This is a genomic window from Escherichia sp. MOD1-EC6842, assembly GCF_002965705.1.
Taxonomy (GTDB): domain Bacteria; phylum Pseudomonadota; class Gammaproteobacteria; order Enterobacterales; family Enterobacteriaceae; genus Escherichia; species Escherichia ruysiae.
This window is the reverse complement of sequence record NZ_PTRF01000001.1, coordinates 1-12829: the sequence shown is the minus strand read 5'-3', so window position 1 is coordinate 12829 and position 12829 is coordinate 1. Positions and strand designations below refer to the sequence as shown.

Annotated in this window: 17 protein-coding genes and 1 pseudogene; 6 read left to right on the top strand and 12 right to left on the bottom strand. The window is 49.4% G+C overall.

Annotated features, from left to right (window positions below):
• Positions 1 to 36: 36 nt before the first annotated feature.
• On the bottom strand, positions 37 to 891 hold the full coding sequence (locus A7Z29_RS00085; protein ID WP_001543014.1) for a GPO family capsid scaffolding protein: 855 nt from the start codon (positions 889 to 891) through the stop codon (positions 37 to 39).
• Between the two features lie 173 nt (positions 892 to 1064).
• Here A7Z29_RS00085 and A7Z29_RS00080 point away from each other — a divergent pair, with 173 nt between their 5' ends.
• Positions 1065 to 2837, top strand: coding sequence for a terminase ATPase subunit family protein (locus A7Z29_RS00080; protein WP_000156861.1), 1773 nt, complete (start codon positions 1065 to 1067; stop codon positions 2835 to 2837).
• Complete coding sequence (locus A7Z29_RS00075) at positions 2837 to 3871, top strand: phage portal protein (protein ID WP_042036491.1); 1035 nt, start codon at positions 2837 to 2839, stop codon at positions 3869 to 3871. Before A7Z29_RS00080 ends, A7Z29_RS00075 begins: the two co-directional genes overlap by 1 nt.
• 1082 nt (positions 3872 to 4953) lie before the next feature.
• On the opposite strand, the gene A7Z29_RS00070 is transcribed toward A7Z29_RS00075, so the two are convergent.
• The 8 genes from A7Z29_RS00070 to A7Z29_RS23450 all read right to left on the bottom strand — a co-directional run bounded on the left by A7Z29_RS00070 (position 4954) and on the right by A7Z29_RS23450 (position 9206).
• Positions 4954 to 7230, bottom strand: a complete 2277-nt coding sequence (locus A7Z29_RS00070) for a replication endonuclease (protein WP_105289651.1) — start codon at positions 7228 to 7230, stop codon at positions 4954 to 4956.
• Positions 7220 to 7495 carry a DUF5405 family protein gene (locus A7Z29_RS00065; protein WP_000027667.1) on the bottom strand — a complete coding sequence of 92 codons (276 nt, stop codon included), beginning with the start codon at positions 7493 to 7495 and terminating at the stop codon, positions 7220 to 7222. Before A7Z29_RS00065 ends, A7Z29_RS00070 begins: the two co-directional genes overlap by 11 nt.
• A complete protein-coding gene (locus A7Z29_RS00060) occupies positions 7492 to 7716 on the bottom strand; it encodes a TraR/DksA C4-type zinc finger protein (RefSeq protein WP_001113264.1) in 225 nt (74 codons plus the stop codon). The genes A7Z29_RS00065 and A7Z29_RS00060 overlap by 4 nt, the downstream gene beginning before the upstream one ends.
• Complete coding sequence (locus A7Z29_RS00055) at positions 7716 to 8006, bottom strand: DUF5405 family protein (protein ID WP_000789844.1); 291 nt, start codon at positions 8004 to 8006, stop codon at positions 7716 to 7718. The genes A7Z29_RS00060 and A7Z29_RS00055 overlap by 1 nt, the downstream gene beginning before the upstream one ends.
• Positions 8003 to 8248, bottom strand: a complete 246-nt coding sequence (locus tag A7Z29_RS00050; protein WP_105281591.1) for a hypothetical protein — start codon at positions 8246 to 8248, stop codon at positions 8003 to 8005. The genes A7Z29_RS00055 and A7Z29_RS00050 overlap by 4 nt, the downstream gene beginning before the upstream one ends.
• 14 nt (positions 8249 to 8262) lie before the next feature.
• Complete coding sequence (locus A7Z29_RS00045; RefSeq protein WP_000557709.1) at positions 8263 to 8475, bottom strand: DUF2732 family protein; 213 nt, start codon at positions 8473 to 8475, stop codon at positions 8263 to 8265.
• A gap of 63 nt (positions 8476 to 8538) precedes the next feature.
• A complete protein-coding gene (locus A7Z29_RS00040) occupies positions 8539 to 9039 on the bottom strand; it encodes a hypothetical protein (RefSeq protein WP_000217671.1) in 501 nt (166 codons plus the stop codon).
• On the bottom strand, positions 9036 to 9206 hold the full coding sequence (locus A7Z29_RS23450) for a hypothetical protein (protein ID WP_001157772.1): 171 nt from the start codon (positions 9204 to 9206) through the stop codon (positions 9036 to 9038). The genes A7Z29_RS00040 and A7Z29_RS23450 overlap by 4 nt, the downstream gene beginning before the upstream one ends.
• A 100-nt stretch (positions 9207 to 9306) precedes the next feature.
• Here A7Z29_RS23450 and A7Z29_RS00035 point away from each other — a divergent pair, with 100 nt between their 5' ends.
• The gene (locus A7Z29_RS00035) at positions 9307 to 9501 is read left to right on the top strand and encodes a hypothetical protein (protein WP_001064716.1); all 195 of its coding nucleotides are present in this window, start codon (positions 9307 to 9309) and stop codon (positions 9499 to 9501) included.
• On the opposite strand, the gene A7Z29_RS00030 is transcribed toward A7Z29_RS00035, so the two are convergent.
• Both A7Z29_RS00030 and A7Z29_RS00025 read right to left on the bottom strand, forming a co-directional pair.
• Positions 9479 to 9943, bottom strand: coding sequence for a hypothetical protein (locus A7Z29_RS00030; protein ID WP_001248439.1), 465 nt, complete (start codon positions 9941 to 9943; stop codon positions 9479 to 9481). The genes A7Z29_RS00035 and A7Z29_RS00030 overlap by 23 nt on opposite strands.
• A 9-nt stretch (positions 9944 to 9952) precedes the next feature.
• The gene (locus A7Z29_RS00025) at positions 9953 to 10309 is read right to left on the bottom strand and encodes a Cox family DNA-binding protein (RefSeq protein WP_001100582.1); all 357 of its coding nucleotides are present in this window, start codon (positions 10307 to 10309) and stop codon (positions 9953 to 9955) included.
• Positions 10310 to 10412: 103 nt separating this feature from the next.
• On the opposite strand from A7Z29_RS00025, the gene A7Z29_RS00020 reads away from it, so the two are divergent.
• The 3 genes from A7Z29_RS00020 to pflA all read left to right on the top strand — a co-directional run bounded on the left by A7Z29_RS00020 (position 10413) and on the right by pflA (position 12630).
• Entirely contained in the window at positions 10413 to 10712 is a 300-nt protein-coding gene (locus A7Z29_RS00020) for a helix-turn-helix domain-containing protein (protein WP_024164825.1), read from the top strand.
• Positions 10713 to 10805: 93 nt separating this feature from the next.
• Positions 10806 to 11801: a phage integrase gene (locus tag A7Z29_RS00015; RefSeq protein ID WP_000023391.1), complete on the top strand. Its 996-nt coding sequence runs from the start codon at positions 10806 to 10808 to the stop codon at positions 11799 to 11801.
• Positions 11802 to 11832: 31 nt separating this feature from the next.
• Positions 11833 to 12630: a pyruvate formate lyase 1-activating protein gene (gene pflA / locus A7Z29_RS00010; protein WP_000067977.1), complete on the top strand. Its 798-nt coding sequence runs from the start codon at positions 11833 to 11835 to the stop codon at positions 12628 to 12630.
• Positions 12631 to 12752: 122 nt separating this feature from the next.
• Here pflA and A7Z29_RS23980 read toward each other — a convergent pair.
• Positions 12753 to 12829, bottom strand: a pseudogene (locus tag A7Z29_RS23980) (hypothetical protein); the annotation flags it as partial.

The window sequence follows — 12829 nt, the reverse complement described above, 5'->3', positions numbered from 1 at the left end:
TAATCGTGAAGGTTTTCCCGGACTGACTGACGCCGGTCAGCAGTTCGTCATCAGGGCGTCACCGCCACCACCGGTGGCCTTGCTGCGGCGCTGCTGGGTCAGACTTTCGGTGTGGTCGAGACTGTTTTTCAGGCGGCTGAATGCCTGACTGGTTTCATCCGCCCTGTCAGTCACCTCCTGCTTAAGTGCGGAAAAGGCGGTTTCCACCTCAGCGAGGCGCTGCTCAGTGGCGCTCAGTTTTTCCTGCACATGTTCAGCAACAGCGGTCACCGCTTCATGCACGTCATTCAGACGGGCGTCATCGCTGGCCTGTTTGCGGCCAAAAATGGATTTCACCTTTTCGGTCAGAGCGGTGAACACGGTTTCAGGCAGGTCTTCAAATTCCAGCTCAACTGGCGTTGCCACTGAAATCAGGTTTTCAGGGCTTAATTTGAAGCGGTTCAGGGGGTTGTGTTTTGCCGTGCGGCAGAATTCCAGGTATTCCGTACCGAGGCTTGCCGGGTCATCGGTGACGGCCAGCCCCACCAGATAACATTTGCCGGTGTTGGCAAAGTTCGGCTGAATTTCCATTGAGGTATAAACCTTCTGCGCGGCCTTGTTCATCGCGATAAGGTCATCGGTCGGGGTGATTTTCGCAAACAGCGCCCATTTGCCTTTCAGCGCCGAATCATCGTCAATCTTTTCGGCCTTCAGTTCGGCCACATCGCCATAACGCTTAAAAATACCGTCAGGCAGGATGCCGCGCAGATGTTCCAGGTTAATACGGCAACCATAGACACGCGGGTCAAAGGTTTCGGCCATTTCCTGAATATCCTGCGCACTGATGACACGCCCGTCACAGGTGTCACCCTCAACGCCGATACGAAAGAATTTTGAGACTTTTTTTGCCATTGTCAGGAGTCCTGAATAGTGATTAGAGGAGTCACATGTCGGCATCAGTTTCCCGACGATGCGCATCCTCCGCCATCAGTCCCGGATGGCTTATCACTGACACAACAGCACCTTAGCGAATCGCGGGACGCGACTCAGTAGCCTTGCCGTGTATTCATCACGGCGAGGTATTCATGACCATCACCACAGACACCACTCTTTTACACGACCCGCGTCGTCAGGCGGCGCTGCTGTACTGGCAGGGGTTTTCCGTGCCGCAGATTGCCGCCATGTTGCAGATGAAACGCCCGACGGTGCAGAGCTGGAAACAGCGCGACGGCTGGGACAGCGTTGCCCCCATCAGCCGTGTCGAAATGAGCCTGGAAGCGCGGCTGACCCAGCTCATCATCAAACCGCAGAAAACCGGCGGTGATTTCAAGGAAATTGACCTGCTGGGACGCCAGATTGAACGACTGGCGCGGGTCAACCGCTACAGTCAGACCGGCAACGAGGCAGACCTTAATCCGAACGTCGCTAACCGCAACAAAGGCGGGCGGCGCAAACCGAAAAAGAATTTTTTCAGTGACGAGGCCATCGAAAAGCTGGAGCAGATTTTCTTTGAGCAGTCTTTCGACTATCAGTTGCACTGGTATCGCGCCGGGCTTGAGCACCGCATCCGCGATATCCTGAAATCCCGCCAGATTGGCGCGACGTTTTATTTTTCCCGCGAGGCGCTGCTGCGCGCCCTGAAAACCGGTCATAACCAGATTTTTCTGTCGGCCAGTAAAACGCAGGCGTATGTGTTCCGCGAATACATCATCGCCTTTGCCCGTCTGGTTGACGTTGACCTGACCGGTGACCCGATTGTCCTGGGCAATAACGGCGCAAAACTGATTTTTCTCGGCACTAACTCCAACACCGCGCAGAGCCATAACGGCGACCTGTACGTCGATGAGATTTTCTGGATCCCGAATTTTCAGGTACTGCGTAAGGTGGCATCAGGTATGGCCTCACAGAGTCACCTGCGCTCGACCTATTTCTCCACCCCGTCCACGCTGGCGCACGACGCCTACCCGTTCTGGTCAGGTGAACTGTTCAACCGGGGACGCGCCAGCGCCGCCGAACGCGTGGAAATCGACGTCAGTCATAACGCCCTTGCCGGAGGTCTTCTCTGTGCGGACGGCCAGTGGCGGCAGATTGTCACCATTGAAGATGCCCTGAAAGGTGGCTGCACACTGTTCGACATTGAGCAGCTCAAACGTGAAAACAGCGCCGACGATTTTAAAAACCTGTTCATGTGTGAATTTGTTGACGACAAGGCGTCGGTGTTCCCGTTCGAGGAGCTGCAACGCTGCATGGTCGACACGCTGGAAGAATGGGAAGACTATGCCCCCTTTGCCGCCAATCCGTTCGGCTCCCGCCCGGTATGGATTGGTTACGACCCGTCACACCGTGGCGACAGCGCCGGATGCGTGGTGCTGGCACCGCCGGTGGTGGCCGGTGGCAAATTCAGAATACTTGAGCGTCACCAGTGGAAAGGCATGGACTTTGCCACTCAGGCGGAATCCATCCGCAAACTCACCGAAAAATACAACGTCGAATACATCGGTATTGATGCCACCGGCCTCGGTGTCGGCGTGTTCCAGCTCGTGCGCTCGTTCTATCCCGCCGCGCGCGACATCCGCTACACGCCGGAAATGAAAACCGCAATGGTGCTCAAGGCAAAAGACGTCATCCGCCGTGGCTGTCTGGAATATGACGTCAGCGCCACCGACATCACCAGCTCGTTTATGGCTATCCGCAAGACCATGACCAGCAGCGGACGCAGCGCCACCTATGAGGCCAGCCGCAGCGAGGAAGCCAGCCACGCCGACCTCGCCTGGGCGACCATGCACGCCCTGTTAAATGAGCCACTCACCGCCGGTATCAGCACCCCGCTGACATCCACCATTCTGGAGTTTTACTGATGAGCAAGAAAAAAGGGAAAACACCGCAACCTGCGGCAAAAAAAATGACCGCCAGCGCCCCGAAAATGGAGGCATTCACCTTTGGTGAGCCGGTGCCGGTACTCGACCGCCGTGACATTCTGGATTACGTCGAGTGCACCAGTAACGGCAGATGGTATGAGCCACCGGTCAGCTTTACCGGTCTGGCAAAAAGCCTGCGTGCTGCCGTGCATCACAGCTCCCCGATTTACGTCAAACGTAATATTCTGGCCTCGACATTTATCCCGCATCCGTGGCTGTCCCAGCAGGATTTCAGCCGCTTTGTGCTGGATTTTCTGGTGTTCGGTAATGCGTTTCTGGAAAAGCGTTACAGCACCACCGGTAAGGTCATCAGACTGGAAACCTCACCGGCAAAATATACCCGCCGTGGTGTGGAAGAGGATGTGTACTGGTGGGTGCCGTCCTTCAACGAGCCGACAGCCTTCGCGCCCGGCTCCGTGTTTCACCTGCTGGAGCCGGATATTAATCAGGAGCTGTACGGCCTGCCGGAATATCTCAGCGCCCTTAACTCTGCCTGGCTGAATGAGTCGGCTACGCTGTTCCGCCGCAAGTATTACGAAAACGGCGCACATGCCGGATACATCATGTACGTCACCGATGCCGTGCAGGATCGCAACGATATCGAAATGCTCCGCGAAAACATGGTGAAGTCGAAAGGCCGCAACAACTTTAAAAATCTGTTTCTCTATGCCCCACAGGGGAAAGCCGACGGCATTAAAATTATCCCGCTCAGTGAAGTGGCAACGAAGGACGATTTTTTTAATATCAAAAAAGCCAGCGCCGCTGACCTGCTGGACGCGCACCGCATCCCCTTTCAGTTGATGGGAGGCAAGCCGGAGAACGTCGGGTCGCTGGGAGATATTGAGAAAGTGGCAAAGGTCTTTGTCCGCAATGAGCTTATCCCGTTACAGGACAGGATTCGGGAAATAAACGGCTGGCTCGGTCAGGAGGTCATCCGCTTTAAAAACTACTCACTGGACACTGACAACGGCTGAACATCGCCGCCTGCGGGCGGCTTTTTTACACCCTGTCATCACGCCCTCACACGCTCACCACCGCACAAAACATCCCGCAGACACACCAACGCCCCGGCGCACAATCTAAACGCCATCACGACGCGCTCAGACGCTGAAAAAATAAAATCAGCACCACCGCCAGCGCGCAGTGCTTTCCCCGCCTCGCCCGCCCGCTTCACGGGGCGGTTTTAATGCAGTTGCATAGATACTATGGATCCGCACCAGTCCTGACCGCACGCAGCCTGAACGGACATCCCCAACGCATGCAAAAACATTCACTTGTTGCATGCATAGCTTTTTAAGTACGCCATACCGCAACTGTACATTTTTAAGCAATTGGCAACCTTAAAAAATTTACATTGCTTTCAAGACCTTATCATCCGTAGTCTCTGTTTTTTACTTTGAGCTACATCAATAAAATCTCAAACATGTTTAATGCAAAGCCCTTGTTACACAACATAGAATGTATGTCTAGAAACAACGACATACTATATGTTGTGTTTTTCCGGCTCTCTGTTCGGTGATATGCCAAATCACTTTGCGTTTAAACAGAGCATTATTTCAGGGCAAGACTTCGCTCAAAAGTCATTCCACCTAAGAAGCGCATATACCGGTGGAAGTTGCCCTCTACTTACAGGAGGCAATATGAAGAAATGCTATTACTGCATTCTCGTTCTGGCCCTCTTTGGCTATCCAAACGGTAGTCCGAGTGGTTTGTCAGTAAACGTCAGTAATATCAATGTCAGCATTATGCTTTAATATGCTTCAAACAAAAAAACCACCTGCCAGGGTGGTTTTTTTGCGCCCATCATCAATACGATGAAAGACTGACAAGACTTCGCTCAAGACGAATTATGCGTCGACATAAGGTTACCCGCAATGATTTTATTAGACTAAATGGATGGCCTTTTATGACCCGGATCAAACGGCTGTCCTTACCGACATGCTAGTCACTCAATAGCATTTAGCCTTCTAATTCAGCATGCTATTGACCTTCGGCTGCCCCATAACTGCTCCGCATAAGCCATTCAATGCCATATCAAATCACGTTGTGTTTTTACTCAAATGGGTAACGAGAACCCCGGCCACTCATCAGCAACCGGATACGTGAATTTTTTCCCGTCATAATTTACGGTCGCGCCACGCGCCAGCGCCTCAAGCTCCCATCGTTGCGGCCTGATACCGTTCTGAGCGAGGTCAACGCGGATACGGGTAATTTGCAATCGTTCAGACCTGGTCAGTCTGGCAGATGGTGCAATTTCATGCGGTTTTAACGGGATTCCGTTTCTTTGCTGACGATTTGGTGTTCTCAGTCCGTGTTTTAATGCGCCCCTGAGCGCCATCACGACCTCCGGGTCACTCCATTCGATAACACCGTCATCTACCAGATTAAGCACTGCTGCGGCGTGCTCAGAAGGTGTGGGAGCCGGTAACGAAGTATCACCACCGGTGAGCTTTCCACAGTTATTGACAGGACTCCGAGGCGCGGCGATGCCGCTTTTTAAAGTCAAAGGCTCAACGACAGGAACTTTCGGCACAATGCGCCAGTCCGTGGTTCTGGTGATATGAATATGACGCGCGCCGAGATGCGGCGCGTAAATGCCGACCACTCTCTCGACTTCTTCCTCATACTCGTTAACGTCATCCGACGGGCTACGGGCAACCCTGACAGTCTGACAATCGCGCGGGACATTTGCCCCACCCTGCGCGCTGATATACAACGCAAAATCACCACTGTCTGCGGCGGCGCGTGCAGCCTCGACGCGTTCGTCAAACTCATCAGCAATGCTGACGCCACGAGGCAATTTGCGTAGTTCACGGTAAGCCCCCATTGTCGGCAGACCAACCGTTTTAAATTGCGGGATACGCCACGTTGACGCCCATGCGGTAACAGCCGCTGCAGTGTCTTTCAGCGGCCTGCCGGTATCGTTATCGAGCTGACCATCCAGTGCATATCCGTCGATGTTTTTTGAGATGTATTTCGCGATATATCCCGCAGCACCGCCCCGGTTAAGGTGTTTTGCCTGAAAACGGTTTCGCACGGCTCCTCTTTCGTCGCCATCCTCTTTGAGCGCATAGCGACGCATGATTTCAATAATCTGGTTACGCTGGCGTGGATTACAAAAAAGCATCATATGCCAGTGCGGCGTTCCGTCGTGGTGTGGCTCGACGACTCGCAAACCGTAGACCTGTAAATCATTATCCTTGAATGCCGTGCGCATCAGGCTCCAGATACGGCAGAGATAACGCTGCGCGTCCTTTGGATTAAATGCCTCATCGTTCCAGCCGTGATTTAGCTGGACGGTTTTACTTTCACCTTTTCCGACCTGACGTGTCGGGTGATACTTTGACGGCGTGGTCAGCGTGATAAACATCCCCACATCACCCTCTGCTGCGGCGTAACGCTCAATACCGGCAATGGTGTTCATCAGCTCCATCCGGCGAATTTCAGGATTAGAAATACTGCCCATCACCTTACTGATAAGGTCGATGCGTTCGCCGGTTTCCCTGTTTTCAAGGTCACACGATTTAAGAAACTCCAGATTTGCCTGACGGCGCGCACGCACATCACGAATGGCATGTTTACTGGCATAAGGAGAACGGTCTTTATTGACCTCCCCGACAGCTATCAATAACGCCTCATGCCAGCGCATACGCTGGCCTTTAAGCTGATGAGTCCACCACTCATCGTTAAACAGACGGGCAATGGCAGAATATGCCTGCCTCGTGGTCATCTGTCCTTTACGGTATTTTTTCCAGTAAAGCGGGGAAATATTGAAAGCACGTGCAGCGCCAGCAACATGACCATACAGATGCGCCTGCGCCTCATCCGTAAACAGCGATACTTTTTCGCCATGCGCATCCACCCAGGCATCGCTGAGTTCCTCATACATCATGAAAAGCTGCGATGAGATACGGGCGGCAAACTTTTTCAGCTCCTTGTCATTCATTCCCGGCAGGCGCGCATAGTGGTCACGCTCTGCCAGAAACAGCAACGACGCGTCGGTGTTCATTTCATGGCGCTGATTCACACGCTCAATGCGCGGCCATAAACGACGCTGAAAAGTGGATGTGAGGAAATAAAACCCGTGCACCGGGCTTTTATTGCGCCGGATGTAGTCATAGCGTGAAGTAAACAGCGAACGCAAAAAGTAAGGCAGGCGGTTAATCGTGGATAAAACACCTTGCACCTGACGTATCTCGTCACGTGTAAGGGGTCTTTCGCGCCCGACAGCCTCGCGTGGCGCGTTCCATGCATAAGCACCGGTAAACGCCTTACCGGTGCCTGCGGTAAATGCTGACGGAGGGACAAAACGCCCGGAGGCTTTAACGGCCATATGAGCCAAAAGCCTCTGAACAACGCCTGCTGAGTTGCTCAACCTGCGCGTTTAAATCAGCAAAAGACTTTGCGCTTCCGGTCAGAATATCGTGATGCATCAGGCCGGAAACGAGCTGGCTTAATTTCGGGTAATAACCAACCACCGCCAGCCATTCCTGACCGGCGTTTTTACCGCTTTCCGCTCTCTTTTTCTCGTGGAGAATAAACTGAAAGCTGTCACTGGTAACGACATAACGTTCGCCAATTTCAATACGAATACTCATGCCGTTCTCCGGTAATGTTTGTTTTTTGCTTCAAAGACTGACTGACAGGAAACACAACGCGTGGCTGACGGATAAGCCGCACGACGGGCAGCAGGTATTGGTGCATCACACTCTTCGCAAACCAGCGCAGAAGCACCGCAATGTTTTACCCTTGCCGCGTTAATCTGGCGCTCCAGTAATTCAGCCTGTTGTTCCTGAATAAAATCTACGTTGTCCGGCATTACCAGTTCCTTTTGTCGTTAAGGTTTTTAAATTCATCAGCGCAATAGCTGGTGATTTCTGTCGTTAATTTCGTCAGTTCATCCACGGAGGAAATTTGCTTGTGGAATACAGCGCGTTTAACAAGTAAATTGACCACATCAGACAGGAGGTTTAATTTATCCGCATAAATGGCTATAGTTGATTCCACCATATCCCCAGTGTTTTTATCGCGTTTAATATCAGCTAGCGACAAATCACCGTTTTTCATAACTGAAATCTTCAGCCAGTTATTAAGCAATATATTTTTCATTCGCTGTATGCCCTCTCCGCAGAATCAATCATTTCCCGGCCATTATCGGTAATACAGAAACCTTCTCTTGATTTGGTCACAAGTCCCCATTTCCCCATTGCTATAAATGTTTTTTCCACACGGCTAGGCCAGGAGCGGAAGACATCGCTTGAAGGATGTAGTGGAGTCTTGTCATCTAATTTTTTAAGTAATGAAAGTTGATAATCTGTTAAGCGTTTCCTGAACCATTTTGTATTTGTCATTTCCAACTTTCCTGTTATTTATTGAGTCCTAGATTATGGAATTTGGCAGACTCCTGACTGAGCAACTCGACTATCTCCACGCGGGATAACTCCGCCTTTGTGATGTGGCGAATCATGGCGTCAAGATGAGAAGAGAAGCGCGTTGCTGCGTCAGCCTGTGCTTCGGTTCTGGCCTGTTGCAGCATTAATGCGTATTTACCGCACTGATTTTCAGAAACTGTATGCATGACTTTCTCCAGGCAAAAAGAAGCCCCGCACGATTAAGTGCGTTAAAAACTTTGGTTAATTACTTAATGCAGATATTGCTCTGGTTTTACCGACGTCAGAATTGTCGGTGCATACTCAAACAGACTGAATAATTCACGTAATGCACGGAATAAAGCATCACGCCAGTAACATGACTCTTCATTAATTCGCCAGTATGGCTGGTTAAATTCTTTTTCTGTCAGCCGTGCGTGCATAAATAAAGTGCGACGCTGACTGACTGTTAAAAAACTAATATATGCATACTCACTTGCGCCAACCTGACGGCGTTTTGAGAATGCCCCGCGCAATTCATCAATTGCACAAACCAGCCGTTCACGTTCGACGTCGTTCATTTCTTCAAAACGCATCGTTGCGTGACGCTGTTTTAACTGCGCATGAAAGCAAACCGTTAGCCGTTCGCGTTCCATCATCTGATTATAATAATCACATGTATCCTGCCAGCGAGGGACGGCCAGATGCTTACCAATTATCCGGCGCATAGCTGCTGGCTGTTTTTCAACGAGATTAAGCGTCATCACTGTCATTTCCAGACCCTCCGGCTTTTCAGAAAGGTCAGAGCCTTCTTTAACGAACTCTGTTTTTTGGTGCGGATAATGATTCCCTTGCGTCCTTTCCCGTGGGTGATGGTGAAGTCAATCGCCCTAGGGCTTTCGTTACGCAATAACTGAGCAATACAACGAGGTTCCTGCATAACTCCTCCTGAAACAGAGCCGGTTTTTAGCCATGTCCGGCACATGGTCTTGTGGTAAGATCGAATCGCCAAAAACAACCAACCACAAGCGAGGTAATAAATGAATAATCAAAATATTGACGAACTTATAACCACTCTCGAAAAAGCGGTTGCATTAGCAAATACCCTACCAACTCCAATGGGAGATTTTGAGGACGCTAAAAAAGTGGATGAATTAACTATTCAATTAAGAGAGATCATTCACCCTAAAAAGCCAGTCCAACTCAAAGGCTTTATTGATATAAATCATTTTTAAAATAGCATCTTGCATCCGTATGCTGTTTATACGGATGCGTCATCATGTCAAAAATACTTTTCCAGTCATCAAGCCCTATTGACCATTTAATACTATTTATATCGCCTGATTTAGAAATTATCGTTTCACGAAGAGCCTTAGCGAGTTCCATGCGCTCTTGAACGGTCATACCAACGCATTCATATTTAATGCGCAAAAAAGAGTCATGAAATAAAGATTTCAAATTCAGCCGTAGAATTTCTTCATCACCATCTGAACTAATAAAAACAAGTTCATCATTATCCAAAATGATATTTTGTTTTCTCAATTCATCGGCTGATTTATATTCTTTCGTACTATTAGCAAACTCACTATACGTAATAGTCAGGCTGTTAGATGGTGATGCATCTTCAAGGTTTCCTCTGATGATAGTCACCGATGTTTTATTTAAATCTTGCCTCATGGCTCCTCCTTAGGCCGCGTGGCCATGTCTGGATTTGCTGTAACTTATGCGGTTCTTCCAGTCATGCCATTCTGTCGGAGCTTCATCGACTAGTTGAGCTGCATATTTGTCCCACTCACGACGATTAATCCATAACTCAGCGTGACCGCCCGGCTTTAACGGGTCTGTCATATAGAATGCTGGCAGCTTTCCAGCTCGTGCCATTTCAGCCACCGCACGAGGAGTCTTACCGATGTAAAGAGCAAAACCCTCTTTCGACAGTAAATCTGACGGATCCGCAGCCAACTTAATGGAATCACGCTTGTTTTTTTTAAGAGCAGAAACTTCTTGTCTTTTCTCGTCACAAATTTCAGATCCGACATTCATTTTGCTATCCTCACATTGATGTCAGCGATCTAGAGCGATTTAGAGTCGTTAGATGCTGATAAATCATATCAACTATGCAAAAGAATACGAGGTTAGAGAATTTATGTCAACTGACACTAGCGAACGTTTGAAGCTTATCCGTGAGTCTGAACGTCTGAAAATGAAGGAGGTAGCTGAACTAGCTGGCATCAACTACACCACATATGCAGGTTATGAATCAGGTAAGGCTATGATGTCCCTAGAAAATGCTAAGAAGTTTTTTAAAGTAGAAAGGTTCAGAAAATACCGTGACTGGTTCATGTTTGATGAGACAGATCCCGCTGCCGGACAAATAGCCCCGGCGCTCGCACACATTGGGCAAGACTCAACAACCTTGCACCACTCAGACCAAAAGACTGGCTGACGATTTATTCAGCATATGTGTGCAGTAAATGTACGAAAGAAAATTGCATTAATTTTCAAGTAGTAGAAGTAAACAGCGTCATCGGAGGGCTTTATGTCTATTAAAAAGCTCGATGATGGTCGTTATGAAGTGGACGTCAGGCCGCAGGGTGCAGATGGAAAACGTATCAGGCGGAAATTTAAAACTAAAGGTGAAGCCCAGGCATTCGAGCGTCATGTCCTGGTTAACTACCACAACAAAGAGTGGTTGGAGAAGCCGGCCGACCGCCGAACTCTTACAGAGTTGTTAGGCAGATGGTGGATATATCACGGAAAATCACATGAGCGTGGAGATATTGAACGGGGGCGTTTGACGACAATAATTGCCAAATTTGCTGAGATGGGAGTGTCCAGGGCGGACCAGCTAACAAAGAAAACGATAACTGATTATCGCGTTGTAATGATGAACGACGGTCTAAAACCAGCCAGCGTAAATCGGCATCTGGCAATAATGAGCGGGATGTTCACCAAGTTAATTGACGCCGGTGAATATCACTCTCACAACCCGTTCCGTGAGGTGAAGCGGTTACGTGAAGCTGTTACGGAAATGGCTTTTTTGTCCAGTGAAGAGATTACGCGGCTGCTATCCATGCTTGATGGTGATGAATTAAATGCGACTCTGGTCTGCCTTTCTACTGGTGGACGCTGGAGTGAAGTGTCTAATTTAAAAGCTGAACACATCATTAACCAAATGGTTACGTTTATGAAAACCAAAAACGGAAAGCGCAGGACAATTCCCGTTTCGCAGGACTTGATTAAACGGATCAAAACCAAAAATTCTGGCAGGCTTTTTAATGCCAGTTACTACAAAGTGCGCAACGCTCTCAGGGAAGTAAAACCCGATTTACCTGACGGACAGGCAGTGCATGTTTTGAGGCATACATTTGCCACACATTTTATAATGAATGGAGGTAACATAATCACATTGCAGCGCATCCTGGGTCATTCTAACATTCAGCAAACTATGACCTACGCACACTTTGCACCGGATTTCTTACAAGATGCTGTGACTCTTAACCCGGTGTCAGGAATGTCCATAATGCGTCCATAAACCAGAGTTAACTAGAGCCAATTGAAGCGATATGAGTAATTTAACTAATTGTAATACAACAGAAAATACCGCTGCGGCGGGGGCTACCAAGTCAGTTATTGGTCGCATTCACTCCTTTGAATCCTGTGGAACCGTAGACGGTCCAGGTATTCGCTTTATCACCTTTTTCCAGGGCTGCCTGATGCGCTGCCTGTATTGTCATAACCGCGACACCTGGGACACGCATGGCGGTAAAGAAGTTACCGTTGAAGATTTAATGAAGGAAGTGGTGACCTATCGCCACTTTATGAACGCTTCCGGCGGCGGCGTTACCGCATCCGGCGGTGAAGCAATCCTGCAAGCCGAGTTCGTTCGCGACTGGTTCCGCGCCTGCAAAAAAGAAGGCATTCATACCTGTCTGGACACTAACGGTTTTGTTCGTCGTTACGATCCAGTAATTGATGAACTGCTGGAAGTGACCGACCTGGTAATGCTTGATCTCAAACAGATGAACGACGAAATCCACCAGAATCTGGTGGGCGTTTCCAACCATCGTACACTCGAGTTTGCTAAATATCTGGCGAACAAAAATGTGAAAGTCTGGATACGTTATGTCGTAGTACCTGGCTGGTCTGACGATGACGATTCAGCTCATCGCCTCGGTGAATTTACTCGCGATATGGGTAACGTCGAAAAAATCGAGCTCCTCCCCTACCATGAGTTAGGCAAACATAAGTGGGTGGCGATGGGCGAAGAGTACAAACTCGACGGTGTGAAACCACCGAAAAAAGAAACCATGGAGCGCGTAAAAGGGATTCTTGAGCAATATGGTCATAAGGTGATGTTCTAAAACATCATATTTCGACCTGGGCCCCTTCCTTTAGTAGTAATGAGTAAATCAGCGTTGAGAACATGCTCGACGCTGATTTACTGGACTTAATTTCCGAGATTTAACCTTCTGATTCTACCTCGTTACCAGTCGGCGTAAGGTATCAGCGGCTGCGGCGGTAAATCCATGTCGCCCTGCCATCCGGCGGCGGAATACCGCA

Bases quoted from the DNA above. Each gene is read 5' to 3' on its own strand.
- A7Z29_RS00080 (WP_000156861.1), top strand. From the start codon at position 1,065: ATGACCATCACCACAGACACCACTCTTTTACACGACCCGCGTCGTCAG.
- A7Z29_RS00015 (WP_000023391.1), top strand. From the start codon at position 10,806: ATGTCTATTAAAAAGCTCGATGATGGTCGTTATGAAGTGGACGTCAGG.
- A7Z29_RS00040 (WP_000217671.1), bottom strand. From the start codon at position 9,039: ATGACAGTGATGACGCTTAATCTCGTTGAAAAACAGCCAGCAGCTATG.
- A7Z29_RS00055 (WP_000789844.1), bottom strand. From the start codon at position 8,006: ATGAAAAATATATTGCTTAATAACTGGCTGAAGATTTCAGTTATGAAA.
- pflA (WP_000067977.1), top strand. From the start codon at position 11,833: ATGAGTAATTTAACTAATTGTAATACAACAGAAAATACCGCTGCGGCG.
- A7Z29_RS00085 (WP_001543014.1), bottom strand. From the start codon at position 891: ATGGCAAAAAAAGTCTCAAAATTCTTTCGTATCGGCGTTGAGGGTGAC.
- A7Z29_RS00065 (WP_000027667.1), bottom strand. From the start codon at position 7,495: ATGAGTATTCGTATTGAAATTGGCGAACGTTATGTCGTTACCAGTGAC.
- A7Z29_RS00020 (WP_024164825.1), top strand. From the start codon at position 10,413: ATGTCAACTGACACTAGCGAACGTTTGAAGCTTATCCGTGAGTCTGAA.
- A7Z29_RS23450 (WP_001157772.1), bottom strand. From the start codon at position 9,206: ATGCAGGAACCTCGTTGTATTGCTCAGTTATTGCGTAACGAAAGCCCT.
- A7Z29_RS00060 (WP_001113264.1), bottom strand. From the start codon at position 7,716: ATGCCGGACAACGTAGATTTTATTCAGGAACAACAGGCTGAATTACTG.
- A7Z29_RS00035 (WP_001064716.1), top strand. From the start codon at position 9,307: ATGAATAATCAAAATATTGACGAACTTATAACCACTCTCGAAAAAGCG.
- A7Z29_RS00070 (WP_105289651.1), bottom strand. From the start codon at position 7,230: ATGGCCGTTAAAGCCTCCGGGCGTTTTGTCCCTCCGTCAGCATTTACC.
- A7Z29_RS00075 (WP_042036491.1), top strand. From the start codon at position 2,837: ATGAGCAAGAAAAAAGGGAAAACACCGCAACCTGCGGCAAAAAAAATG.
- A7Z29_RS00045 (WP_000557709.1), bottom strand. From the start codon at position 8,475: ATGCATACAGTTTCTGAAAATCAGTGCGGTAAATACGCATTAATGCTG.
- A7Z29_RS00030 (WP_001248439.1), bottom strand. From the start codon at position 9,943: ATGAGGCAAGATTTAAATAAAACATCGGTGACTATCATCAGAGGAAAC.
- A7Z29_RS00050 (WP_105281591.1), bottom strand. From the start codon at position 8,248: ATGACAAATACAAAATGGTTCAGGAAACGCTTAACAGATTATCAACTT.
- A7Z29_RS00025 (WP_001100582.1), bottom strand. From the start codon at position 10,309: ATGAATGTCGGATCTGAAATTTGTGACGAGAAAAGACAAGAAGTTTCT.